Raw genomic sequence first — 22,231 nt, 5'->3', positions numbered from 1 at the left:
TGCCGATTTTAGCATGCAGCACTCTGCGCAACCGTCTTCGCCGTGCGCATTCTGCCTTGTCCGTCAAGGCTTTGCGGGCCATCCGGAGGGCCCGCGGGTGTGCGTCGCCGGGCGGGGTCGGAACCCCGCTAAAACCTCACAATCCGGCGACGGTCCCGCTTTAAAGATCGTCGAATTTCGCAAACGAAATCGGCGTGCCTTCGGCCAGGGCCGAAGGCGTGTCGGTCGAGCACGGTTCCTCGTCGAAGGCGATATCGCCCTGCGGGTCCGCTTCGCCCGTCGCGCGCAGGCCCTTGAAGCCGAACAGCGTGGCGTCCATCAGGTGCGAGGGCACGACGTTGCCGAGCGCGTTGAACATATTCTCCACGCGGCCCGGGAAGCGCTTGTCCCATTCGCGGATCAGCGCCTTCATCTCCGCGCGCTTGAGGTTCGGCTGGCTGCCGCAGAGATTGCACGGAATGATCGGGAATTCGCGCAGCTCCGCGTACTTCTCCAGATCCGTCTCCTTCACGTAAGCGAGCGGGCGGATCACGATGTTCTTGCCGTCGTCGGACTGGAGCTTGGGCGGCATGCCCTTGAGCTTGCCGCCGTAGAACAGGTTCAGCAGCAGCGTCTGCAGGATGTCGTCGCGATGGTGGCCGAGCGCGATCTTGGTCGCCCCCAGTTCGCCCGCCACGCGGTACAGGATGCCGCGGCGCAGACGCGAGCACAGCGAGCAGGTGGTCTTGCCCTCGGGCACGAGGCGCTTGACGATGCTGTAGGTGTCCTGATTCTCGATGTGATACGGCACGCCGATCTTGTCGAGGTACTCGGGCAGCACGTGCTCGGGAAAGCCCGGCTGCTTCTGGTCCAGGTTCACCGCCACGATCTCGAAGTCGATCGGTGCGCGCTCGCGCAGGCGCATGAGGATGTCGAGCATCGCGTAGCTGTCCTTGCCACCCGAGAGGCACACCATCACCTTGTCGCCTTCCTCGATCATGTTGTAGTCGCCGATCGCCTGGCCGACCTGACGCACGATGCGCTTGAAGAGCTTGTTGTTCTCGTAGGCTTCCTTCTGCTCGCGGCGCGTGAGCACGCGGCGACCGGCGCTTTCGTCGTCCTGGGCGGCATCCTGCGAGGCGCGATCCTCGACGGGCAGCGTTTCGGGGGCGTTCATGAATCAGTCCTCTTTGATGCGAAAGACCTCGACGCCCACCGCGTCGCAGTCCGGATAAACGTCGGGCTTCTCGGTCGAGAGGCGCACCGCGCGCACGAGCGGGTGCGCGAGCAGGGCCGTCGCGAGGTCGTCGCACAGCGTTTCCTGCAGATGGATATGGCCCTGACCCACGCGGGCGGCCACGGTCGCGCGCATGTAGTCGTAATCGACCACTTCGCGCAGCTTGTCTTCGCGAGGCGTGGTCTGCGCGAGCGGCACGTAGAGATCGACGTTGATCACCACGCGCTGTTCGCCGCGTTTTTCGAAGTCGTGCACGCCGATGTTGATGTTCACTTCGTAGTTGCGCAAGAAGAGCCGGCGGCAATCGGCGAGCCGGGGGTGCAGCAGGACGGTGGACATAGTCGTTCCAGTCGATAAAAAGCGTGCCGGTCCGGGCGGCTCAGAACCGCTTCGAACCTGATCGGCACGTGCGCGGACGCGGGGCGCCCGGCGGGTCATTCGGTATTCCTTGCGCCCCTTCGTGATCAGCGGCGCGCGGCGCCTTCAGGCGCCCGTGAGAAACATCACGTCGCGCGACAGCGGCACGAGGTGCTGGCCGCCATCGACCACGAGCGTCGTGCCCGTCACGCCGGACGCATTTGCCAGATACAGCGCAGCCTCCACGAGATCGGCGGGCCGCGACGCATGGCCGAGCGGCGTCATTCTGTGCGCGGCGGCGAAACCTTCCGGCGTCTGGTCGCCCGACTGCAGCGTGAGGCCGGGCGCGAGCCCCACCACGCGCACCTTCGGCGCGAGCGCCTGGGCCAGCGCGACGGTGGCATTCGCGAGCGCGGCCTTCGTCAGCGTGTACGAGAGATAGTCCGGATTCATGTTGTACAGCTTCTGGTCGAGCACATTGATGACACAGGTGCGCAACGACTCGTCGGTCGCGGCGGCCTCGGGCGTCGTCTCGTACAGCGCGCGCGCCAGCACGAGCGGCGCGCCCACGTTGATCGCCATGAGATGCAGCAGCTTCCCGTAACCGACGTCCCGGCCGAAGTCGCGCGCCGTGTCTTCCTCGAAGCGCGACGCGTTGTTCAGCACGCACACGGGGCGCCCGAGCGCCGCCGTGCAGGCGGGCACGAGTTGCGCGACCCGGGCCTCGTCGGCCAGATCCGCATGCAGCGCCACCGCGCGGCGGCCCAGCGCCTCGATCTGCGCAACGACTTCATCGGCTGCCGCGCGCGAATCGCCGAAATGCACGGCCACGTCCCAGCCGCGCGCCGCGAAACCCAGCGCCAGCTCGCGCCCGATCCGGCGCGCGCCGCCCGTCACCAGCACCACGCGTGCGCCGGCAGGGGCGCCCGAAAAATCGGGGCCGGATGCAGGGGCGGCGTCAGTGACGACGGAAGCCGGGCGGATGCCGGAAGTAGCGCTCATTTACAATGCCGGGATGAATCCGAAAGCTCACGAACCCGATAGTTTACCTGTTCCCGGGCCGAACGCGCTCGCGCAGTCCGAGGCGCTGGCCGCGACGCTGCGCGCCGAGATCGCCGCGGCCGGCGGCTGGCTGCCGTTCGACCGCTACATGGAGCGCGCGCTTTACGCGCCGGGACTCGGCTACTACGGCGGCGGCGCGCGCAAGTTCGGCCTCCTCGCCAGCGACGGCAGCGATTTCGTGACCGCGCCGGAAATGTCGCCGCTCTTTGCCGCCACGCTCGCGCGCGCGCTGGCCGAAGCGCTCGCGGCAAGCGGCACCCGCGCGCTGATGGAGTTCGGCGCGGGCACGGGCAAGCTCGCGGCGGGGATTCTGCTCGCACTCGACGCGCTGGGCGCCGAATTCGACTCGTACGCGATCGTCGATCTGTCCGGCGAGCTGCGCGAGCGCCAGCGCGACACCATCGAAACCATGGCGCCCCGGCTCGCGCCTCGCGTGAGATGGCTCGACGCCCTGCCCGCCCGGTTCGAAGGCGTGGTGATCGGCAACGAAGTGCTCGACGCCATGCCGGTGCGCCTCTTCGCGCGCAAAGACGCCGTGTGGCACGAGCGCGGCGTGAGCGTCGATGCAACCGGTGCGTTCGCGTTCTCCGACCGCCCCGCCCTGAGCGCGCTCGACACACACTGGCCCGAGGGCGTGCTCGCGGGCATCGAAGGCAGCGAGGACTACGTGACCGAGACGCACGAAGCGGCGCTCGCGTTCACGCGCACCGTCTGCACGATGCTCGAACGCGGCGCGGCGTTCTTCGTCGACTATGGATTCCCGCGCCACGAGTTCTATCACCCGCAGCGCGCGCAGGGCACGCTCATGTGCCACTACCGCCATCGCGCGCACGGCGACCCGTTCGTCTGGCCTGGCCTGCAGGACATCACGGCGCACGTCGAATTCACGGGCATTGCCGAAGCGGGCGTCGAAGCCGGCGCGGACCTGCTCGGCTACACGTCGCAGGCGCGCTTTCTGATGAACGCCGGCATCACCGAGGTGCTTTCGGAAATCGATCCGCGCGACGTCGCGCGTTTCCTGCCGGCGGCGAACGCGGTGCAGAAGCTCGTGACCGAATCGGAGATGGGCGAGCTCTTCAAGGTGATAGCGTTTTCGCGCGGCATCGGCGAAACGCTCACGGCGTTCGCGCGCGGCGACCGCAGCCACACGCTCTGAACCCGCCGCCATGCACACACTGAACGGGCCGCCCACGCCATGATCCGCTGGTTCCTCACCACGTTCATCGCCGTCGCGATCCTGTCGAGCGCCCAGCCCTGGCTGCGCAAGCTCGGGATCGGCCGGCTGCCCGGCGACATCACGCTGCGCCTGTTCGGTCGCGAGTATCCGCTGCCGTTCATGTCGACGCTCGTGCTGTCGATGGCGCTTTCGTTGATCGTGCGCGCGCTTTGAAGGCGCACACCGCCCTCAGATAAAAAACTCACTCCGCCGCGAGTGCGTCCTCCACCGCCTTCACGCGCGCGCGGTGCACCGCTTCCTTGATCTTCTCCGCCCCGCCGCCGCAGTCGCGCGCGATCGCGCCCGCATCCACCGCGCGCGCCGCCACGAGCGCCACGCGCAGCCGTTCGGCCTGCGGATACGGCGCCCGCTCCCAGCCCAGCCGTCCACGCAGGTCCGCCTCGCAGGCCTGCAGCGCCTCGGCAAAACGCGCGGGCTTGCGCAGCGCGTCGCAGCGCTCCAGCATGCGCACGAGCGCGGCCCCGCCCATGTCCATCACGCGGTGCACGTTGCCGTGCTCGCGCGCGACGAGCATCGCCAGATCGCGGCACTCGTTGGGCACGCGTAGCCGCTCGCACAGCGGCTTGAGCAGGTCGACGCTGCGTCCTTCGTGGCCGATATGGCGCGGCAACACGTCCTCGGGCGTGGTCGCCTTGCCCAGATCGTGCGTGAGCGCGGCAAAGCGCACCGGCAACGCGTAGCCCTGCGCCGCCGCGTGGTCGATCACCATCATCACGTGCACGCCGGTATCGATTTCCGGGTGATAGTCCGCGCGCTGCGGCACGCCGAAGAGGCTGTCCACTTCGGGCAGCACGCGCGCCAGCGCGCCGCACTCGCGCAGCACGTCGAACATGCGCGAGGGCTTGTCCTCCATGAGACCGCGCGCCACCTCCTGCCACACGCGTTCGGGCACGAGCGCATCGACCTCGCCCGCTTCGACCATGCGGCGCATCAGCGCCATCGTTTCGGGCGCAACGGTGAAGTCCGCGAAACGCGCGGCGAAGCGCGCCACGCGCAGGATGCGCACGGGGTCTTCGAGAAACGCCTCGCTCACGTGGCGGAACACGCGCGCCTTCAGGTCGCCCGCGCCGTCGAACGGATCGACCACCGGACCGCTCATCACGTCGCCGGGCAGCACTTCGCGCGCCATCGCGTTGATCGTGAGGTCGCGGCGTGCAAGATCCTCTTCGAGCGTCACCTCGGGCGCATAGAAAAACTGGAAGCCGTGATAGCCGGCCGCGGTCTTGCGCTCGGTGCGCGCGAGCGCGTATTCCTCGTTCGTCTGCGGATGCAGGAACACCGGAAAATCCTTGCCCACCGGACGATAGCCCTGCGCCGCCATCTGCTCGGGCGTCGCGCCCACGACCACGTAGTCGCGGTCGCGTACGGCGAGCCCGAGCATCTCGTCGCGGATGGCTCCGCCTACGACATAGATCTTCATGGAGCGAGTTCGTCGTCCTTCACGATATGCGTTTCGCGCCGCGCCGCCGCGATCCACGCGGCCACGGCCGGCAGCGCCGTCACGCGCCCGGCATACGCGGCGGCTTCGGGCGAAAGCTTCGGCGCGTAGCTGTTGAAGCGCATCACGACCGGCGCGTACATCGCGTCGGCAATGCCGAATTCGCCGAACAGGAACGGGCCGCCGCTTGCGGCAAGGCACTCGCGCCAGAGCGTGTCGATGCGCGCGACGTCGGCCAGCACGTCCGGCGTGTTGCCGACGCCCGGGCGCGTCAGGCGGATATTCATCGGCAACGCGTTGCGCAGCGCGCCGAAGCCCGAATGCATTTCGGCGCTGACGCTGCGCGCGCGGGCGCGCGCATTCGGCTCGCGCGGCCAGAGCGCGTGCTGCGGATGGCGGTCGGCGAGCGTCTCGGCAATGGCGAGCGAATCCCACACGGCAAAGCCGTCGTCGGCGACGAGACACGGCACCTTGCCCGAGGACGAGTATTCGAGAATCGCGGTCTTGGTGCCGGGCTCGTCGAGCTCGATCAGCACTTCGTCGAACGGAATGCCGAAATGCGTGAGCAGCAGCCACGGCCGCATCGACCACGACGAGTAGTTCTTGTCTCCGATTACGAGTTTCATCACTGGCATCAAATCATTGAGGGTGGAAGAAAACCGCTGACGAACAGGCTAACGTCCCGCGCTGGCGCGGAAGAGATTCAGCCGCGAACGCTGCGACGCGTCGCCCAGGTACAGCGGCGCAATGGCTTCGATGCTCGCGGGCTCGATGCCGAGCTCCGGCGCGAGCGGCCCCGAAAGCACGTTGTCGACCGACATCGAATCGAGATTGTCGCGCGTGAGCATGGGCTCGCCGGGTGCCAGCTCGAACGAAAGCGCCTGCATGCGCGCAAAGGCCCGGGGCAGCCGCACGATGCGCGCGTGGCGGCCCAGCACTTCGCCGCAATACATGAGCAGTTGCTCGAGCGTATAGACGGTCGGGCCGCCGAGTTCGTAAGTGTGCCCGCTCGCGGCGTCGAGATCGAGCACATTGACGATCGCCTTCGACATATCGCCCACGTAGACGGGCTGGAACTTCGCGTCGGGCATGGCGAGCGGGATCACGGGAAAGAGCTTTTCGAGCAGCGCGAAGCGGTTGAGGAAGGTGTCGTCGGGGCCGAACACCACCGAAGGGCGGAAGATCGTGGTGGCGAGCGCAGCCGACGCATGCACGGCCTTCTCGCCGTCGCCCTTCGAGTGCAGATACATGCTGGGCCCGCGCGGATCGGCGCCCAGCGCGCTGATGTGGACGAGCCGGTGCACGCCCTTGCCTTCGCAGGCCGCGACGATCTTCGTCGGCAGTTCGACGTGGATCTTCGCGAAGCCAGGGCCGTAGGGGTCGCCGCGGCCGCCGTGAAGCGTGCCGACGAGATTGATGACTGCGTCGGCGCCTTCGACGAAGGCCGCGAGCGCAACGGGATCGAAGACGTCGGTTTCGATCACGTCGACGGGCAGCAGGGTGAGATGGCGGGCACTGTAGCGCCGCCGCGTGGCGATGCGCACGGTCTTGCCCGCCTCGACGAGCGCGTTGACGAGATGGCTGCCGACGAACCCCGAACCGCCGATGACGGCAATGGTTTGATGTCGCATCTCCGACCTCCCTTGTGCAGACCTCTTGCAAAGGCGGCGGCGCAACCGGAAACGGGACTCGGCCGGCCGGCGCGCAGGCGCCGCGCTGAACGTGCGGTGATCGCGCATTTATCCCATAGCGCGGCAGCCGGGCGCCGTCACGAGCCGCCGGCGCCCGGTAACGAGCCCGGGGCACGGCGGCGCGGCACTCAAGGCGCGATATAACCGAGGCGCGCCTTCAGCGACTGCGGGCGGCCCTCGAACAGCGCCGCATAGTAGACCGTGTTCGACAACACATTCTTCACGTAGTCGCGGGTTTCCTGGAACGGGATGGTTTCCGCGAAGATGGCGCCCTCGACAGGCTGCTGCAACGTCTGCCGCCACGCGCGCGGGCGGCCCGGCCCGGCGTTGTAGCCCGCGGTGGCGAGCACGGCGGAGCCGTCGAACTGATTGTAGATCATCGACAGATAGTTGGTGCCGAGCAGGATATTCGTGTCGATGTCGTTGAGCTGATCGCGCGACAGGGGCCCGAGGCCGATCTTCTTCGCGACCATCTGCGCCGTGGCCGGCATGATCTGCATGAGGCCGCTTGCCCCAACGCCCGAACGCGCGTTCATGATGAAGCGCGACTCCTGGCGGATGAGGCCGTAGGCCCATTCGACGTCGAGGCCGTTGGACTGCGCGTCGCGGTCCACGATGTCGCGGTACGGTGCGAGATAGCGCAACGAGAAGTCATGCTCGCTCACCGTGCGGTCCGCCGTGTTGACGGTGCGGTCGAGCAGCTGGATGCGCTTTGCGTACTCGGCGACCGCCAGCAGCTGACGGTCGGTCATGTTGCGCAGCGGCCAGTTCCACTCGCGATTGCCTTCGAGCCGCAGGTTCAGCGCGTAGAAACGCTGCGCGAGCGCGAAGCCCGGCGTTTGCGCCGCGGCGGCGATTTCGGAGTCGCTCACCGTGGTCTTCGGCGGGATCGTGATCTTCTGGCCCAGCTCTTCCAGAGCAAGCTGGCCGTAGAAGTTATAGCCCTGCGAAATCTGCGCGAATTCCTGGTTGGCGCCGTTCGCGTCGCCGCCCTGCTTGAGCGAACGCGCGTGCCAGTAGACCCACGACGGCTGCGTGCGCAGCGCGGCGGGCATCTGCTCGATCGACCAGCGCACCATGGTCCAGTCGCCGCCCAGCAGCGCGGCGCGCGTGCGCCACTCGTAGGCGGGATTCGAGAGCGGCGCATTAACCGAGAGGCGGTACCAGTCGAGCGCGCCCGGAATGCGCTTTTGCGCGGCCTGATAACCGATCGTTCCCCAGCCGGTCGCGCGCTCGGGCGAGGAGAGCGAAGGCGCGACCGCGGCAAAGGTGGCGGCGGCCATGGCCGGATCGTTGCGCGCCATCACCGTTACGGCGAGCAGGGCCAGTTGATGCGAGGTCGGGTCGGGGCTCACGCCCGAAGCCAGCGTGATCGGCGGCGTGTTCACCGCTTGCGCGAACGCGGCGGCGTCGGGCTGGTTCGCGAGGCCGCCGAGCAGCTTGTAGCCCGTGCCCGTCTGATTCTGTTCGTAGGCGAGGCGGACCTGCTGCCAGACGTCGTCGCTCGTGAACTGGCCTTTGATGGCCAGCGCCGTGACGAGGTCCACGCAGCCGTCGCCGTAGTAGCGCGGATCGGTGAGCAGCGCACGCGCGTCGTTCGCCACGTTCTCGCCGCGCGCCGCACGCGACTCGAGCGCGTAGCACTTCACCTGCGTGTCGTCGTTGAGCACGAAGCGCGGATATTGCTGGTCGAAGTTGCCCCAGTCGTGGCGCGCGCCCAGCACGAGCAGATAGTCGTTGCGCAGGCGATCGGCAATCGCCTCGCCGTCGTGGCGCTGCAGGAACGAGAGCACCGGCGCGTCCGGCGCGTCGATGCGCGCGTGACCCTGCGAATCGAACAGCTGCGGCTTGATCTGGAAGTACTCCAGATACGCCGGCGCCGGGTAGTCCGGAATCATTGCGGCCAGTTGCGCGGCGCGCGCCGGATCGTTGTTGCGCGCGGCTTCGCGAAGCTGGATGAAAGTCTGGTCGTCGGGGGTAAGGGGGGCGTCTGCGGAAAGCGCAACGGGGCGTACGGCGGACGCCGTGCTGCACGCGACGAGTGCCGCGGCGGCCAGCGCGAAACTGGCCGCGCGATATACTCGGACAAGGCGTTTGGACATCGTTATTTCTGGAGCACGAGGTGAACCCAAGCATAGCACGCAACCCTAGCGCTCAAGCCAAAAAGACATGGCGTGCGGCACTGCTTGCAACCCGTCTGGAAGCCGCTTCAGACGGGGCGTCGAACGCCGCGCTGGAGGCGCGCCTGGGCTCGCTCGTCGAGCAGCTTGCAGTGGGTTTTATACCGCAATTCGCGTCGCAATTCGCACCGCATGTCGCATCGCATTTCGCACCGCGCTCGATCGGCTTTTACTGGCCGCTCTCCGGCGAATTCGACGCACGCGGCTGGGTCGCCGCCTGGCTGCGCGCCGATGCGTCGCGCAGCGCGGCGCTGCCGGCCATTGCCGAGCGCAACGCGCCGCTCGCCTTCCACCGCTGGACCCCCGACGCGCGCATGCGCCAGGGCCATCACGGCATCCCCGAACCGGACTCGCAGGAGCGGCTGACCCCCGACCTGCTGCTCGTGCCCTGCGTGGGATTCGATCCGGAAGGTTACCGGCTGGGCTATGGCGGCGGCTATTACGACCGCACGCTCGCCGCGTGGCCGGGCGCGGTCCGGCCCGTGACCATCGGCATCGCCTATGAAGCGTGCCGGATCGAGACCGGCGTGCTCGAACATGAGGCGCACGACCTGCCGCTCGACGCCATCGTCACCGATTGCGCCACGCACCTCACCGAAAGGCTGCGTCTGCCCGAAGCGCCGCGCGCCTGAGGCGCCGGCGCATCGGGCTTCGGGCTTCGGGATGCGCCGCGCGCAGCCTACAGCGACGCCGCCGCGCGCGCGGCCGTGTCGTAGAGGCCGGAGGCATTGCGCATCAACTGCGCGGCCTCGCCGATCTGCGCGTTGGTGAGCCCGCTCTCCTTGAGCGTGGCGATGAGGCAGCTCTCGCGCACGTCGCGATAGCGCAGACACAGGTCGCGCCCCTCGGGCGTAACCGAGAAAAAGACCTCCTTGCCGGTCTTTTCGCTTTTTACATACCCTCTGGAAACGAGCTTCTTCAACGCGTAGGTGGCGACGTGGGTATCTTCGATGTTGAGCACGAAGCAGATGTCGGCAAGCTTCTTGCGGCGCTCGCGGTGCCCCACGTGATGCAGCAGCGACACCTCGACCGGCGTCATGTCTTTCACGCCCGCCGCGGACATGCAGCGCACCATCCAGCGATTGAACGCATTGCTCGCCATGATGAGCGCGTACTCGAACTCGGAGAGCTCGGCGCTCGACTCGGAGACGAGATGTTCGGACGAAACGATCTTGGTCGGCTGGCGCGACATGACAGGAATCCGTGGACGAGAAAGGTCGTGGCGAGAGTGTAGTGGCGCGCGCGAGCGCCCGCGCCTGGCGAAAACGCTTATTGATAAATTGTAGATAATTTATCGACAATGTACGCTAGTGAGGAACGGCGTCCGGTCCGGCCGCTGACCCTTCCCGCCCTGCGAGCCGCCACCACGGTCCGCGGCGCGGCGAGGCACAATCCAGCCAGGAACCGCACCAGAGTCATCGTCATGCCGAACCCTACCCCACGCATTTTTCCGCTCGGTGACGCGGCGCTCGTCTGCGAAGCGCCGCCGCCCGCCACGCTCGAAGTCCAGCGCCGCATCTGGGCCGTCGCCGCGCTCGCGCGCGACTGGCCGCCCGTGCGCGAAGTCGTGCCCGGCATGAACAACCTCACCGTGACCTTCGATCCGCTCGCCGCCGACGCCGATGCGCTCGCGCAAGCGCTCGAAGCCGCCTGGCACGACGCCGACGCGGCGCCGCACGCGGGCCGCGACGTCGAGATTCCGGTGTCCTACGGCGGCGAGGCGGGCCCGGACCTCGAAGTCGTGGCGCACCACACGGGCCTGGCCGCCGCGGACGTGGCCGCGCGCCACGCGGCGGGCGTCTATATCGTGTTTTTCCTCGGCTTCCAGCCGGGCTTCGCCTATCTGGGCGGCCTCGACGTCGCGCTGCACACGCCGCGCCGCCGCGAGCCGCGCCTTGCCGTCCCCGCCGGATCGGTGGGCATCGGCGGCGAGCAGACCGGCATCTACCCCGCACAGTCGCCGGGCGGCTGGCAGTTGATCGGCCGCACCGCCCTCGCCCTTTTCGACCCCGCGCGCACGCCGCCCACGCTGCTTCTGCCCGGCGACCGCGTGCGCTTCACCATCGCGGAGCTCGCCGCATGATCGAAGTGCTCCGCGCAGGCTTGCTCACCACGGTCCAGGACGCGGGCCGGCCGGGCTACCGGCATCTGGGCATCGCGACGGGCGGCGCGCTCGACCCGCTCGCGCTCGAAGTCGGCAACCGGCTGGTGGGCAACCGGCCCGACGCCGCCGGGATCGAAGTGACCTTCGGCCCCGTCGCGCTGCGCTTCGCGCGCGCGACGCGCATCGCCCTCACCGGCACCGATTTCGGCGCGACGCTCGGCGGCCGCCCGGTGTGGTCGTGGTGGAGCCTGCCCGTCGCGGCGGGCGAAGAACTCGTGCTGAACGGCGCTAAACGCGACACAAGCGGCGACATGAACGGCAACATGAGCGGCGGCATGCGCGTCTATGTGTGCGTGGCGGGCGGCGTCGACGTGCTGCCGATGCTGGGCTCGCGCAGCACCGACCTCGCCGCCGGCTTCGGCGGCCTCGCGGGCCGCGCGCTCAAGGACGGCGACCGCCTCGCCACGGGCGCGAGCGCCGCGCCCGGCGGCGAGCGCGCTTCGCTCGCGCCGGGCGCCCCGCCCTTCGGCGTGAAGGCGCCGGTGCTGTGCAACTGGGCGCTCGTCGACGAGCCGCATCATCACCGGCGCGGCCGCCGTTCCGACAGCCCCGCGTGGGCGGTGCCCGTGCGCGTGCTGCGCGGCCCCGAATACGACGGCTTCACGCCCGAGGCGCAGCGCGCGTTCTGGTCGGACGAATGGCTCGTCACGCCCAACAGCAACCGCATGGGCTACCGGCTTTCCGGCACGGCGCTCGAACGCGCGGACGGCATGGACCTGCTCTCCCATGCCGTGCTGCCGGGCACGATCCAGGTGCCGCCCAACGGCCAGCCGATCGTGCTGATGAGCGACGCGCAAACCACGGGCGGCTATCCGAAGATCGGCTCGGTGATCCGCGCCGACCTCTGGAAGCTCGCGCAGGTGCGCCTGAACGGCGGCGTGCGTTTCGTGGAGACCACACCCGCCGTCGCCCGCAAGGCGCTCGCGGAAGAACAGGCTTACCTGCGGCAGATCGACAGCGCGATCGCCATGCACGACGAACGCCATGCGAGCCGCCAGGCGCAACGGGCCTGATCCGGGCCGGCCCTGATCCCGGCGGGCGGCGTGCAGGGCACAGGCAAGACCAGACCAGACCAGACAGCGCAACACAGCAACAAGGCAGCACGAGGAACATCATGACCACCATCGATCTGAACGCCGATCTCGGCGAAGGCTGCGGCTCCGACGAGGCGCTGCTCGACCTCGTCAGCTCCGCGAACATCGCGTGCGGCTGGCACGCGGGCGGCGCCCACGCGATGCGCGAATGCGTGCGCTGGGCCGTCGGCAAGGGCGTGTCGATCGGCGCCCATCCGAGCTTCAACGATCCCGAAAACTTCGGCCGCAAGGAGATGAACCTCCCGGCAGGCGAGATCTACGCGGGCGTGCTCTATCAGCTGGGCGCGCTTTCCGCGATCGCCCAGGCCGAAGGCGGCCGCATCGCGCACGTCAAGCCGCACGGCGCGCTCTACAACCAGGCCGCGCGTGATCCGCAGATCGCCGACGCCATCGTTTCCGCGGTGCACGACTTCGACCCTTCGGTGGTCGTGTTCGCACTCGCGGGCAGCGGCCTCGTCACCGCCGCGCGCAACGCGGGGCTCGTCGCCGTGGAAGAGGTGTTCGCCGACCGCGGCTATCGCGCGGACGGCTCGCTCGTGCCGCGCAGCGAGCCGGGCGCCCTGCTCGACGACGAAGACCTCGTGCTCGCGCGCACGCTCGCGATGATCCGCGAGCAGCGCGTGCAGGCCGTGGACGGCGCGTGGGTGCCGCTGAACGCCCAGACCATCTGCCTGCATGGCGACGGCCCGCATGCGCTGGCGTTTGCGCAGCGTATTCGCGCGGCGCTCGACGACGCAGGCATCGGCGTGCACGCCGTGGGGCCCGCAGGAGAGTGAACACGGCGGCGGTGGACGGCACTCTCGCGTCCCCGCATACAAGCCGGCAATAAGCCAAAAACAAGCAGGAAAGCGCGTAAACGGAAGCAGGACCGGAGGGCCTCGAGCGTCAAGCCATTCGCCTCGAGCGTCTGGCAAGACGCCGCATGCAGCACCGCATCGGCAATACCCCAAGCGGCCGCCAAGAGTCGCCGTTCGTCCGGACCGCCCCGCCATGAGCTGGGCGGCCGCTACGCCGCCCCCGCGCTTTGCGGGGCGGCATTCACGACAAGCCCATAAGTTTGGAGATCGAGATGCCAAGCACCGTCAGCCTGTGGCCGCTCATTGGAGTGGCCGTGATCATCGTCGGGTTCCTGTTGCGCTTCAACCCGATGTTGATCGTCGCCGTCGCCGCCATCGCCACCGGCTTCGCGGCCGGATTCCCGCCCGGCAAGATCCTCGCCGCCATCGGCACCGGGTTCATCAAGACCCGCAACATCCCGCTCATCATCCTGCTGCCGCTCGCGGTGATCGGCCTGCTGGAGCGGCACGGCCTGCGCGAGCGCGCGCAGATCTGGATCGGCAACATCAAGGCGGCCACGGCCGGGCGCCTGTTGATCGTCTATCTGTTCGTGCGCGAGATCACGGCCGCCGTCGGCCTCACGGGTCTCGGCGGCCATCCGCAGATGGTGCGTCCGCTGATCGCGCCGATGGCCGAAGGCGCCACCGAAAACCGCTTCGGCAAGCTCACCGACGCCGTGCGCTACAAGCTGCGCGCGTACGCCGCTTCGACCGACAACGTCGGGCTCTTTTTCGGCGAGGACATCTTCGTCGCTTTCGGCGCGGTCGTGCTGATGGTCACGTTGCTCAAGGAGGCCGGCGTTTCCGTGGAGCCGATCCACGTCGCGCTGTGGGGCATTCCCACGGCGCTCTGCGCGTTCGTGGTCCACGCCACGCGTCTCTGGCTGCTCGACCGCAAGCTCGAACGCGAGCTGGGCGGCGCGCGCGCGGAAGATCGCACGGCGCTGAAACAGGGAGACGAAGCATGACGCTCACCATCAACTACCTGCTCTGGCTGCTCGGGATCGTGCTGCTGATCGTCGGCGGCATGATCGTCACGGATCGCGAGCATCCGAGGCGCTTCACGGCCGGCGGCTTCTGGATGCTCTACGCGCTGATCTTCCTCGTCGGCGACACGCTGCCCGCCGAAGTCGTGGGCGTGCTCGTGATCGCGATGGCGCTGATCGCCGGTTTCGGCGGCGTGACGGCAGCCAAACCCAAGGTGCTGTCGCTCGAAACCCGCATGGCGAGCGCCAGGCGCCTCGGCAACCGTCTCTTCGCGCCCGCGCTCACCATCCCGCTCGTGACCGTGATCGTGACGCTCGCCGCGAGCCATCTCGTGTTCGGCGGCACGCCGCTTTTCGATCCGAAGAATGTGACGCTGGTCGGCTTCGGTCTCGGCTGCGTGATCGCGCTCGCCATCGCGTGCGTCATCACGCGTGACAGCGTCGGCCAGTCGATGCAGGAGACGCGCCGTCTCGTCGACGCGCTCTCGTGGGCCGCGGTGCTCCCGCAGATGCTCGGCATGCTCGGGCTGGTGTTTTCGGACGCGGGCGTGGGCAAGGCCGTCGCGCACGTCACGACCTCGTACATCAACATGGACCTGCGCTTCGTGGCGGTGACCGTCTACTGCGTGGGTATGGCGCTCTTCACGGTCATCATGGGCAACGGCTTCGCCGCATTCCCGGTGATGACGGGCGGCGTGGGCGTGCCGGTGCTCGTGGGCATGTTCCATGTGAACCCGGCGATGATGGCCGCGATCGGCATGTTCTCCGGCTACTGCGGCACGCTCATGACGCCGATGGCGGCAAACTTCAACATGGTGCCCGTCGCGCTGCTCGAACTGCCCGACAAGAACGCCGTGATCCGCGTGCAGGTGCCCACCGCGCTGTGCGTGCTGGCCTGCAATATCGTGCTGCTCAACACGTTCGGCTTCTAAGCGCGGGCACATCCACCATCGCCGCCGCCGGGCCGCGGCTCAGCCCGGATCGACCGTGAAGCCGTGCTGGCGCAACAGCGCCAGCACGCCCTTCTGCCCGCCCAGATGCAGCGCGCCCACGGCGACGAAGAGCGGCTTGTTGGGCGCGGCGATCTGCAGCGCACGCGAAACGAAGCGGCGGTTGCGCTCGTACACGATGCGGTTGTCGATCGAATCCGAAATACGCTTGTCGCGCGCGAGCTTCTCCGAACGCGCGCTTTCCCACGCGGCGATGGCGTCGGCATCGCCCACGCGCCACAGGCGCAGCAGGGTCTGCACGTCGGCGGCGTTCTGCGCGGGCGTTTGCGCGAGATCCTGCGCCAGCATCTCGCGCTGCTGCGCGAGCGAAAGATTCGTGAACGCCCGCATCTGCTCGCCGAGCGTCTCCAGCCCCACGATGCGCCGCCCCTTCAGGCGCAGGAACACGTTCTGCAATTGCGCCTCGGTGCCGTAGTCGGTCAGGAGGCCCGCGCTCAGCGAATCATAGGTTTCCACCAGCAGCGAAGCGAGCCACGGACGCATGCGGCGAATCTCGTCGAGCGCCTCGGGATTGCCGCGCAGGCGCGCCTCGAGCTTCTGCCACAGCGGCTCGGGCAGCAGCTTGGGCAGGCATGGCCGCGAGCACACGCCGTACTTCGACACGTCGTCCTGCGAGACGAGCAGGTCGTCGGGCGAGAGTTCGAGCGCGAGCGTGGGCGAAGCGTTGAGCGCCGCGAGAATCGACGGACGAAACGGCTGATTGGGCGGATAGTCGGCCGGGTCGCCCACATGGAGCGTGCCGAGCACGTAGATCGTGGTGGTGCCGCGCGTGGCGACATAAAACGGCATGCGTGCCGGACGCTCGCGCACCGGGCCGCCGGCGGTCGTGCCCGAGGCGTAGCTCGGCACGGCGGGCGGCGAGTGAAAGCCCGGCAGGCGCGCACCCGTCGACGGTCCGGCGGGCACCGGCACGGGCGGACGCACGCCGGGGGTAGCGGCAGCGGCACCCGCCGCGAACGCGGCGGGAACGAGGAAGCGGGACAGCGGCAAATCGCCGCGCGGCGGTGCCGAGGTGGCCCGGGGTCCCGAAGCCGGCTCGAAGGACCCGAGCGCGAGCGCCAGCACGAGCGACGCACCCAGCACGCCATGCGCCACCGCACGCAGCATCCCGACGGTACGGCCACCGGCTGTACGCAAGCGGCGCGCCGTGCGACGCGCCGCCGTCTCATCAGGCCGGCATGAGCCGCCCATCCTGTTCCCCCACCTCCTCAGCACGATGGCAGGATACCTGACGCCCGTCCACTTCGCGAAGTACCGGGACCTCTTTGCGGCAGCGCTCGATCGCATACGGGCAGCGCTGATGGAACGTGCAGCCCGAGGGCGGATTGAGCGGCGAAGGCAATTCGCCTTCGAGCTTGATCTTCTCGCGCCGGTCGGCGGCGAAGATCGCGGGCGTGGCCGACAGCAGCGAGCGCGTATAGGGATGGCGCGGCTGCTCGATCACCGTCTTCCTGTCGCCCAGCTCGACCACGCCGCCCAGGTACATGACCATCACGTCGTCGGCCACGTGCTCCACCACCGAGAGGTTGTGGGAGATGAACACATAGCTCGTGCGGAACTGGTCCTGCAGGTCCATGAAGAGATTCAGGATCTGCGCCTGGATCGAGACGTCGAGCGCGGACACCGGCTCGTCGGCCACGACGATCTGCGGATCGAGGATCATCGCGCGCGCGATCGCCACGCGCTGGCGCTGCCCGCCCGAAAACATGTGCGGATAGCGCTTGGCGTGCTCGGGCCGCAAACCGACGATGCGCATCATGTGGGCGATGCGGTCCTGGCGTTCGGTGGCCGAGAGCTGCGTGTTGATCGCGAGCGGCTCGCCGAGCGTCTGCTCCACCGTCTTGCGCGGATTGAGCGAGGCATACGGATTCTGGAACACCATCTGCACGCGGCGGCGCAGCGCGGCGAGCTTGTCGCCGCTCGCATGCGTCACGTCTTCGCCGTCGATCGCGAGGCGCCCGGCGGTGGGCGGCTCGATCATCGTGAGCTGGCGCGCAAGCGTGGACTTGCCGCAGCCCGATTCGCCGACCACGGCCAGCGTGCGTCCGCGCGTGAGCGCGAACGACACGCCGTTGAGCGCCTTCACGGTGCCCTGGCCGAAGAGGCCGCGCTTGACGGTGTAATGCTTCTTCAGATCCTCGGCGACGAGAACGCGATCGTCGTCACCGTGCGGCGTGTGGTGATGCGTTGCGCTCATTGCACGCCTCCATGGCTCAGGGTTGCCGTGAGATCGAGCGGCTTGATGCAGCGCACCAGCTCCACGCCGCCCGCGGTGCCGGGCACCGGTTCGAGCGCGGGGCGCGCCTTCTTGCAGTCGTCCACGACATACTTGCAGCGCGGCGCGAAGAGACAGCCCGTGGGCCGGTCGTCGCGGCCCGGCACCATGCCCGGCAACGCGGCAAGGCGTTTGGCCCCCTTGTTGTGCTCGGGAATCGCGGCGAGCAGCGCCTCCGTGTACGGGTGATGCGGCTTCGCGAAGATATCGGGCACGCGGTTCGTCTCGATCACTTCGCCCGCATACATCACGGCCACGCGCTGCGCCACTTCGGAGACCACGGCGAGATCGTGCGAAATCAGCACGAGCGCCATGCCGCGCTCCTTCTGCAGGCGCACGAGCAGATCCATGATCTGCGCCTGGATCGTCACGTCGAGCGCCGTGGTGGGCTCGTCGGCAATCAGGAGCTTCGGGTTGCAGGCCACGGCCATCGCGATCATCACGCGCTGGTTCATGCCGCCCGACATCTGGTGCGGGAAGTTGTCGATGCGGTTCTTCGCGTCGGGAATGCCCACCTGGTCGAGCAGTTCGAGCGCGCGGCGCTCGAGCGCCGCGCCGCGCAGGCCTTCGTGCAGCTTGAGCACTTCCTTGATCTGGTAGCCGACCGTGTAGCTCGGGTTCAGGCTCGTGAGCGCGTCCTGGAACACCATCGCGATGTCCTTGCCCACGATGCGGCGGCGCTCCTTGCCGGTGGCGTTGAGCAGATCGCGGCCGTCGAACGTAATCGAGTCGGCGCTCACCTTGCCGGGCGCGTCGACGAGGCCCATCAGCGCCATCATCGTCACGCTCTTGCCCGAGCCCGATTCGCCGACGATGCCGAGCACCTCGCCCGGCGCCACCGAAAGATTCACGCGGTCCACGGCGGGCAGGCCGTTGAAGTTCACCGCCAGATTGCGGAGGGTCAGAAGGTCTTGAGTCATGATCAGGCCATCCGTTTCAGCTTGGGATCGAGGGCGTCGCGCAGCCCGTCGCCGAGCAGGTTGATCGCGAGCACCGAGATCAGGATCGAAAGGCCAGGCATCGTGACGATCCACCATGCGCTGTCGATATAGTCGCGCGCCGAGGCGAGCATGGCGCCCCACTCGGCGGCGGGCGGCTGCACGCCGAGGCCGAGAAAGCCGAGCGCGGCGGCGTCGAGAATCGCCGAGGAAAAGCCGAGCGTGGCCTGCACGATGAGCGGCGCCGTGCAGTTGGGCAGCACCTGCGAGAACATCAGGCGCAGCGTGCCGGCACCGGCCACGCGCGAGGCGGTCACGTACTCCTTGTGCAGCTCGCCCAGCGCCGAGCCGCGCGTGAGACGCACGTAACCCGGCAGCGCCACGATCGCGATCGCGAACATGGTGTTGGTGAGACCCGGGCCGATGATCGCCACCACGGCCACGGCGAGCAGCAGTGACGGGAGCGCGAGCAGCACGTCCATGAGACGCATGATGGGCGTGTCGGCCCACTTCTCGAAGAACGCGGCCACGAGGCCGAGCACGATGCCCGGAATCAGCGCGAGCAGCACCGAAACGCAGCCGATCCACAGCGACAGGCGCGCGCCGTACATCAGGCGCGAGAGGATGTCGCGGCCCGCTTCGTCGGTGCCGAGAATGAACTTCCAGTTGCCGCCGTCGAGCCACGCGGGCGGGATCTTCACATAGTCGCGATACTGCTCGATGGGGCTGTGCGGCGCGATCGCGGGCGCGAAGATCGCGATGAAAATCAGCGCGAGCACGATGATGCCGGCCACCACGGCGCCCTTGTTGCGCGAGAAGTTCGCCCAGAATTCGCGCAGCATGAGCGCGCGGCCCGAAGGCGGCGTGAGCGCTTTGGGCGCGGTGTTCTGAATGTCAGCCATCACGCCTCCTCGTTTCGTCGAATGGTGTGGGGAGTTGCTTGCTTCATGGCGTGATTACCTCGTATGCCGGATGCGCGGATTGAGCACGCCGTACAACAGATCGACGACGAGGTTCACGAGAATCACGAGCGTCGCAATCATGAGAATGCCGCCCTGCACCACGGGATAATCGCGGCGGGCGATCGCGTCGATCAGCCACTTGCCGATGCCGGGCCACGAAAAGAGCGTTTCGGTGAGCACCGCGCCCGCCAGCAGCGTGCCGACCTGCAGGCCGATCACGGTCACGACGGGAATGAGCGCGTTGCGCAGCGCGTGCACGACGATCACGCGCAAGGGCGAGAGACCCTTGGCGCGCGCGGTGCGGATATAGTCCTCGCGCAGCACTTCGAGCATGGAGGAGCGCGTCATGCGCGCGATCACCGCGAGCGGAATCGTGCCGAGCACGATGGCGGGCAGGATCAGGTGCGAAAGCGCGGACTTGAACGAGCCTTCGTCGGTGCCGGGCAAGAGCGAATCGATCAGCATGAAGCCCGTCACGTGCGGAATGTCGAACTCCACGGCGATGCGGCCCGAAACCGGCGTCCAGCCGAGTTTCGACGAGAACACCATGATGAGGATGAGGCCCCACCAGAAGATCGGCATGGAGTAGCCGGTGAGCGCCGTGCCCATCACGCCGTGATCGACGATCGAGCCGCGCCTGAGCGCCGCGACCACGCCCGCGGGCAGCCCGATCACGAGCGCGAAGAAAAGCGCGCAGACCGAGAGTTCGACGGTGGCGGGAAAACGGGCGAGAAACTCGTCCATCACGCTCGTGTTGGTGATGATCGAGGTGCCGAGATTGCCTTGCAGCGCGTGGCCCACGTAGTGGAGATACTGCATCGGCAGCGGCTCGTCGAGGCCCAGCCGATGCATCGCATCGGCGTGCATCTGCGGATCGACGCCGCGCTCGCCCATCATCACTTCGATGGGGTCGCCCGGAATCAGGTGGATGAGCGCGAAGGCCAGCAGGGTGATACCGATGAAGGTGGGTATCACCATGCCGACACGGCGCAATACGAAGCGGAACATGGTTCGTTCCCCCGAAAACTTGAGAATGAGCTTGAAACGCAACCGGCGACAGGGGCTCGTGACCCCGGTCGCCGGACCTGATCCGGCTGGCGTTTCGAGTATAGGAACGCCTGGCCGGATGACTTACCCGATAAACGTTACTGCACGCCTACGCCGTCGAAGCGCGCGTAGCCGAGCGGCTCGATGCGCATGTCGACCACCTTCTTGCTGACCGGCTGATAGACGGTCGAGTGCGCGATCGGCGAGAACGGCAGTTGCTGCGCGAAGATCTGCTGCGCGTCCATGTAGTACTTCGTGCGCTGCGCCTGGTCGGAGGTCGTGCGGCCCTTCTGCACGAGATCGTCGAACGGCTTGTAGCACCACTTGCCGAAGTTGTTGCCGTTCACGGCCTCGCAGCCGAGCAGCGTGCCGAGCCAGTTGTCGGGGTCGCCGTTGTCGCCCGTCCAGCCGATCAGCATGGCGTCGTCTTCGCCGGCGTGCGCGCGCTTGATGTACTCGCCCCACTCGTATGTGACGATCTTCGCCTTCACGCCGATCTTCGCCCAGTCGGCCTGGATCATTTCGGACATCAGGCGCGCGTTCGGGTTGTACGGACGCTGCACCGGCATGGCCCAGAGCGTGATCTCGAAGCCGTTGGCAAGACCCGCCTTCGCGAGCAGCGCCTTCGCCTTTTCCGGATCGTAGGCGTTGGACTTCAGGTCCTTGTCGTAGGACCACTGCGTGGGCGGCATCGGGTTGGTCGCGAGCTGGCCCGCACCCTGGTACACCGAATCGATGATCGCCTTCTTGTTGATCGCCATGTCGAGCGCTTCGCGCACTTCGACCTTGTCGAGCGGTTTATGCTCGACGTTGTACGAGAGATAGCCCAGGTTGAAGCCCGGCTGCGAGGGCATCGCGAGGTTCGGCTCGACCTTCAGCGGCGCGATGTCCGCGGGGCGCGGATAGCTCATCACCTGGCACTCGTCGCGCTTGAGTTTCTGCACGCGCACGCTCGCGTCCGGCGTGATCGAGAAGATCAGCTTCGAGATCTTCACGGCGCCCGGCTTCCAGTAGTCGGGGTTGCCGTCGAAGCGGATGGTCGCGTCCTTCGTGTAGCTCTTGAAGATGAACGGGCCCGTGCCCACCGGGTACTGGTTCAGGTCGGCGGCCTTGCCGGCCTTGAGCAGCTGGTCCGCGTATTCGGCCGAGAGAATCGACGCGAATTCCATCGCCATGTTCTGGATGAACGGTGCATTCGGCTCGTTCAGCGTGAACTTCACGGTGTACGGATCGACCTTCTCGACCTTCGCGATCAGCTTGTCGAGGCCCATGTCGGTGAAGTACGGGAACGACACCGGGTACGCCTTGCGGAACGGCTGGTTCGGATCCAGCATGCGCTCGAACGTGAACACCACGTCGTCGGCATTGAATTCGCGCGTGGGCTTGAAGAAGGCCGTGGTCTGGAACTTCACGCCATGGCGCAGATGGAACGTGTAGGTCTTGCCGTCGGGGGAAACATCCCACGATTGCGCGAGGCCCGGTTCGACCTTCGTGCCGCCGCGCTCGAATTCGACGAGGCGGTTGTACACGGTGAAGGTATTCGCGGTGAAATCGACGCCGGTGGTGTATTGGGCGGGGTCGAAGCCGGCCGGGCTGCCTTCCGAGCAATAGACGAGCGTCTTGTTCGGAATGCTGTCGGCGTGCGCGAGAGGGGCTCCAGCAATCGTTGCCGCTGCGAGCGCGACGAGAGACGACAGTCGTGCTGCACGCAACAGTTTGTTTTCTATCATGTTTCCTC

At 67.6% G+C, this 22,231-nt stretch carries 22 protein-coding genes; 8 read left to right on the top strand and 14 right to left on the bottom strand.

What is annotated here, in order from left to right; genetic code table 11:
* Nucleotides 1-160: 160 nt before the first annotated feature.
* The 3 genes from ttcA to U5760_RS08680 all read right to left on the bottom strand — a co-directional run bounded on the left by ttcA (nt 161) and on the right by U5760_RS08680 (nt 2,575).
* Nucleotides 161-1,156 carry a tRNA 2-thiocytidine(32) synthetase TtcA gene (ttcA, locus tag U5760_RS08690; RefSeq protein WP_322011047.1) on the bottom strand — a complete coding sequence of 332 codons (996 nt, stop codon included), beginning with the start codon at nt 1,154-1,156 and terminating at the stop codon, nt 161-163.
* A gap of 3 nt (nt 1,157-1,159) precedes the next feature.
* Nucleotides 1,160-1,555, bottom strand: coding sequence for a dihydroneopterin aldolase (locus U5760_RS08685; protein ID WP_322011045.1), 396 nt, complete (start codon nt 1,553-1,555; stop codon nt 1,160-1,162).
* Nucleotides 1,556-1,699: 144 nt separating this feature from the next.
* Entirely contained in the window at nt 1,700-2,575 is an 876-nt protein-coding gene (locus tag U5760_RS08680) for an SDR family oxidoreductase (protein WP_322011044.1), read from the bottom strand.
* A gap of 13 nt (nt 2,576-2,588) precedes the next feature.
* Here U5760_RS08680 and U5760_RS08675 point away from each other — a divergent pair, with 13 nt between their 5' ends.
* Nucleotides 2,589-3,791: a class I SAM-dependent methyltransferase gene (locus U5760_RS08675; RefSeq protein WP_322011043.1), complete on the top strand. Its 1,203-nt coding sequence runs from the start codon at nt 2,589-2,591 to the stop codon at nt 3,789-3,791.
* A 39-nt stretch (nt 3,792-3,830) separates the two neighbouring features.
* Nucleotides 3,831-4,025, top strand: a complete 195-nt coding sequence (locus U5760_RS08670) for a DUF2905 domain-containing protein (protein WP_028227655.1) — start codon at nt 3,831-3,833, stop codon at nt 4,023-4,025.
* 28 nt (nt 4,026-4,053) lie between these two features.
* Here the strand turns inward: U5760_RS08670 and U5760_RS08665 are convergent, their stop codons facing one another.
* From U5760_RS08665 to U5760_RS08650, 4 genes are all read right to left on the bottom strand, one after another.
* Nucleotides 4,054-5,292, bottom strand: coding sequence for a multifunctional CCA addition/repair protein (locus U5760_RS08665; protein ID WP_322011041.1), 1,239 nt, complete (start codon nt 5,290-5,292; stop codon nt 4,054-4,056).
* Entirely contained in the window at nt 5,289-5,936 is a 648-nt protein-coding gene (locus tag U5760_RS08660; RefSeq protein ID WP_322011039.1) for a glutathione S-transferase family protein, read from the bottom strand. Before U5760_RS08660 ends, U5760_RS08665 begins: the two co-directional genes overlap by 4 nt.
* 48 nt (nt 5,937-5,984) lie before the next feature.
* Nucleotides 5,985-6,941 carry a complex I NDUFA9 subunit family protein gene (locus tag U5760_RS08655; protein WP_322011037.1) on the bottom strand — a complete coding sequence of 319 codons (957 nt, stop codon included), beginning with the start codon at nt 6,939-6,941 and terminating at the stop codon, nt 5,985-5,987.
* Nucleotides 6,942-7,129: 188 nt separating this feature from the next.
* Nucleotides 7,130-9,103 (bottom strand): lytic transglycosylase domain-containing protein, encoded by a 1,974-nt coding sequence (locus U5760_RS08650; RefSeq protein ID WP_322011036.1) that lies wholly within the window; start codon nt 9,101-9,103, stop codon nt 7,130-7,132.
* A gap of 8 nt (nt 9,104-9,111) precedes the next feature.
* On the opposite strand from U5760_RS08650, the gene U5760_RS08645 reads away from it, so the two are divergent.
* Nucleotides 9,112-9,813, top strand: coding sequence for a 5-formyltetrahydrofolate cyclo-ligase (locus tag U5760_RS08645; protein ID WP_322011101.1), 702 nt, complete (start codon nt 9,112-9,114; stop codon nt 9,811-9,813).
* Nucleotides 9,814-9,860: 47 nt separating this feature from the next.
* On the opposite strand, the gene U5760_RS08640 is transcribed toward U5760_RS08645, so the two are convergent.
* A complete protein-coding gene (locus U5760_RS08640) occupies nt 9,861-10,373 on the bottom strand; it encodes a winged helix DNA-binding protein (RefSeq protein WP_322011035.1) in 513 nt (170 codons plus the stop codon).
* Nucleotides 10,374-10,604: 231 nt separating this feature from the next.
* On the opposite strand from U5760_RS08640, the gene pxpB reads away from it, so the two are divergent.
* The 5 genes from pxpB (at nt 10,605) to U5760_RS08615 (ending at nt 15,193) form a co-directional block, all read left to right on the top strand.
* Nucleotides 10,605-11,264, top strand: coding sequence for a 5-oxoprolinase subunit PxpB (gene pxpB, locus U5760_RS08635; RefSeq protein WP_322011032.1), 660 nt, complete (start codon nt 10,605-10,607; stop codon nt 11,262-11,264).
* Nucleotides 11,261-12,358: a biotin-dependent carboxyltransferase family protein gene (locus tag U5760_RS08630; protein WP_322011028.1), complete on the top strand. Its 1,098-nt coding sequence runs from the start codon at nt 11,261-11,263 to the stop codon at nt 12,356-12,358. The genes pxpB and U5760_RS08630 overlap by 4 nt, the downstream gene beginning before the upstream one ends.
* A gap of 101 nt (nt 12,359-12,459) precedes the next feature.
* Nucleotides 12,460-13,215, top strand: coding sequence for a 5-oxoprolinase subunit PxpA (gene pxpA, locus U5760_RS08625; RefSeq protein WP_322011027.1), 756 nt, complete (start codon nt 12,460-12,462; stop codon nt 13,213-13,215).
* Between the two features lie 293 nt (nt 13,216-13,508).
* Nucleotides 13,509-14,243, top strand: coding sequence for a DUF969 domain-containing protein (locus tag U5760_RS08620; RefSeq protein ID WP_322011025.1), 735 nt, complete (start codon nt 13,509-13,511; stop codon nt 14,241-14,243).
* Complete coding sequence (locus U5760_RS08615) at nt 14,240-15,193, top strand: DUF979 domain-containing protein (protein ID WP_322011024.1); 954 nt, start codon at nt 14,240-14,242, stop codon at nt 15,191-15,193. The genes U5760_RS08620 and U5760_RS08615 overlap by 4 nt, the downstream gene beginning before the upstream one ends.
* Before the next feature lie 39 nt (nt 15,194-15,232).
* Here the strand turns inward: U5760_RS08615 and U5760_RS08610 are convergent, their stop codons facing one another.
* The 6 genes from U5760_RS08610 to U5760_RS08585 form a co-directional block, all read right to left on the bottom strand.
* Entirely contained in the window at nt 15,233-16,462 is a 1,230-nt protein-coding gene (locus U5760_RS08610; protein WP_322011023.1) for a TraB/GumN family protein, read from the bottom strand.
* Nucleotides 16,440-17,468 (bottom strand): peptide ABC transporter ATP-binding protein, encoded by a 1,029-nt coding sequence (locus U5760_RS08605; RefSeq protein WP_322011021.1) that lies wholly within the window; start codon nt 17,466-17,468, stop codon nt 16,440-16,442. Before U5760_RS08605 ends, U5760_RS08610 begins: the two co-directional genes overlap by 23 nt.
* Complete coding sequence (locus U5760_RS08600) at nt 17,465-18,466, bottom strand: ABC transporter ATP-binding protein (protein ID WP_322011019.1); 1,002 nt, start codon at nt 18,464-18,466, stop codon at nt 17,465-17,467. Before U5760_RS08600 ends, U5760_RS08605 begins: the two co-directional genes overlap by 4 nt.
* Nucleotides 18,467-18,468: 2 nt before the next feature.
* Nucleotides 18,469-19,386, bottom strand: a complete 918-nt coding sequence (locus U5760_RS08595) for an ABC transporter permease subunit (RefSeq protein ID WP_322011017.1) — start codon at nt 19,384-19,386, stop codon at nt 18,469-18,471.
* Nucleotides 19,387-19,440: 54 nt separating this feature from the next.
* Nucleotides 19,441-20,454, bottom strand: a complete 1,014-nt coding sequence (locus tag U5760_RS08590; RefSeq protein ID WP_322011015.1) for an ABC transporter permease subunit — start codon at nt 20,452-20,454, stop codon at nt 19,441-19,443.
* A gap of 137 nt (nt 20,455-20,591) precedes the next feature.
* Nucleotides 20,592-22,223 carry an ABC transporter substrate-binding protein gene (locus tag U5760_RS08585; protein ID WP_322011014.1) on the bottom strand — a complete coding sequence of 544 codons (1,632 nt, stop codon included), beginning with the start codon at nt 22,221-22,223 and terminating at the stop codon, nt 20,592-20,594.
* Nucleotides 22,224-22,231 lie beyond the last annotated feature (8 nt).

Origin of the sequence: Paraburkholderia sp. J12, from assembly GCF_905220215.1 — a bacterium.
In the GTDB taxonomy this organism is placed as follows: Bacteria; Pseudomonadota; Gammaproteobacteria; order Burkholderiales; family Burkholderiaceae; genus Paraburkholderia.
Note: the sequence above shows the minus strand (reverse complement) of the source record. Positions and strands in the feature narration are given on the sequence as shown.

Excerpts from the sequence above, each read along its gene's own strand:
- ttcA (WP_322011047.1), bottom strand. The coding sequence starts at position 1,156 with ATGAACGCCCCCGAAACGCTGCCCGTCGAGGATCGCGCCTCGCAGGAT.
- U5760_RS08685 (WP_322011045.1), bottom strand. The coding sequence starts at position 1,555 with ATGTCCACCGTCCTGCTGCACCCCCGGCTCGCCGATTGCCGCCGGCTC.
- U5760_RS08680 (WP_322011044.1), bottom strand. The coding sequence starts at position 2,575 with ATGAGCGCTACTTCCGGCATCCGCCCGGCTTCCGTCGTCACTGACGCC.
- U5760_RS08675 (WP_322011043.1), top strand. The coding sequence starts at position 2,589 with ATGAATCCGAAAGCTCACGAACCCGATAGTTTACCTGTTCCCGGGCCG.
- U5760_RS08670 (WP_028227655.1), top strand. The coding sequence starts at position 3,831 with ATGATCCGCTGGTTCCTCACCACGTTCATCGCCGTCGCGATCCTGTCG.
- U5760_RS08665 (WP_322011041.1), bottom strand. The coding sequence starts at position 5,292 with ATGAAGATCTATGTCGTAGGCGGAGCCATCCGCGACGAGATGCTCGGG.
- U5760_RS08660 (WP_322011039.1), bottom strand. The coding sequence starts at position 5,936 with ATGAAACTCGTAATCGGAGACAAGAACTACTCGTCGTGGTCGATGCGG.
- U5760_RS08655 (WP_322011037.1), bottom strand. The coding sequence starts at position 6,941 with ATGCGACATCAAACCATTGCCGTCATCGGCGGTTCGGGGTTCGTCGGC.
- U5760_RS08650 (WP_322011036.1), bottom strand. The coding sequence starts at position 9,103 with ATGTCCAAACGCCTTGTCCGAGTATATCGCGCGGCCAGTTTCGCGCTG.
- U5760_RS08640 (WP_322011035.1), bottom strand. The coding sequence starts at position 10,373 with ATGTCGCGCCAGCCGACCAAGATCGTTTCGTCCGAACATCTCGTCTCC.
- pxpB (WP_322011032.1), top strand. The coding sequence starts at position 10,605 with ATGCCGAACCCTACCCCACGCATTTTTCCGCTCGGTGACGCGGCGCTC.
- U5760_RS08630 (WP_322011028.1), top strand. The coding sequence starts at position 11,261 with ATGATCGAAGTGCTCCGCGCAGGCTTGCTCACCACGGTCCAGGACGCG.
- pxpA (WP_322011027.1), top strand. The coding sequence starts at position 12,460 with ATGACCACCATCGATCTGAACGCCGATCTCGGCGAAGGCTGCGGCTCC.
- U5760_RS08620 (WP_322011025.1), top strand. The coding sequence starts at position 13,509 with ATGCCAAGCACCGTCAGCCTGTGGCCGCTCATTGGAGTGGCCGTGATC.
- U5760_RS08615 (WP_322011024.1), top strand. The coding sequence starts at position 14,240 with ATGACGCTCACCATCAACTACCTGCTCTGGCTGCTCGGGATCGTGCTG.
- U5760_RS08610 (WP_322011023.1), bottom strand. The coding sequence starts at position 16,462 with ATGGGCGGCTCATGCCGGCCTGATGAGACGGCGGCGCGTCGCACGGCG.
- U5760_RS08605 (WP_322011021.1), bottom strand. The coding sequence starts at position 17,468 with ATGAGCGCAACGCATCACCACACGCCGCACGGTGACGACGATCGCGTT.
- U5760_RS08600 (WP_322011019.1), bottom strand. The coding sequence starts at position 18,466 with ATGACTCAAGACCTTCTGACCCTCCGCAATCTGGCGGTGAACTTCAAC.
- U5760_RS08595 (WP_322011017.1), bottom strand. The coding sequence starts at position 19,386 with ATGGCTGACATTCAGAACACCGCGCCCAAAGCGCTCACGCCGCCTTCG.
- U5760_RS08590 (WP_322011015.1), bottom strand. The coding sequence starts at position 20,454 with ATGTTCCGCTTCGTATTGCGCCGTGTCGGCATGGTGATACCCACCTTC.
- U5760_RS08585 (WP_322011014.1), bottom strand. The coding sequence starts at position 22,223 with ATGATAGAAAACAAACTGTTGCGTGCAGCACGACTGTCGTCTCTCGTC.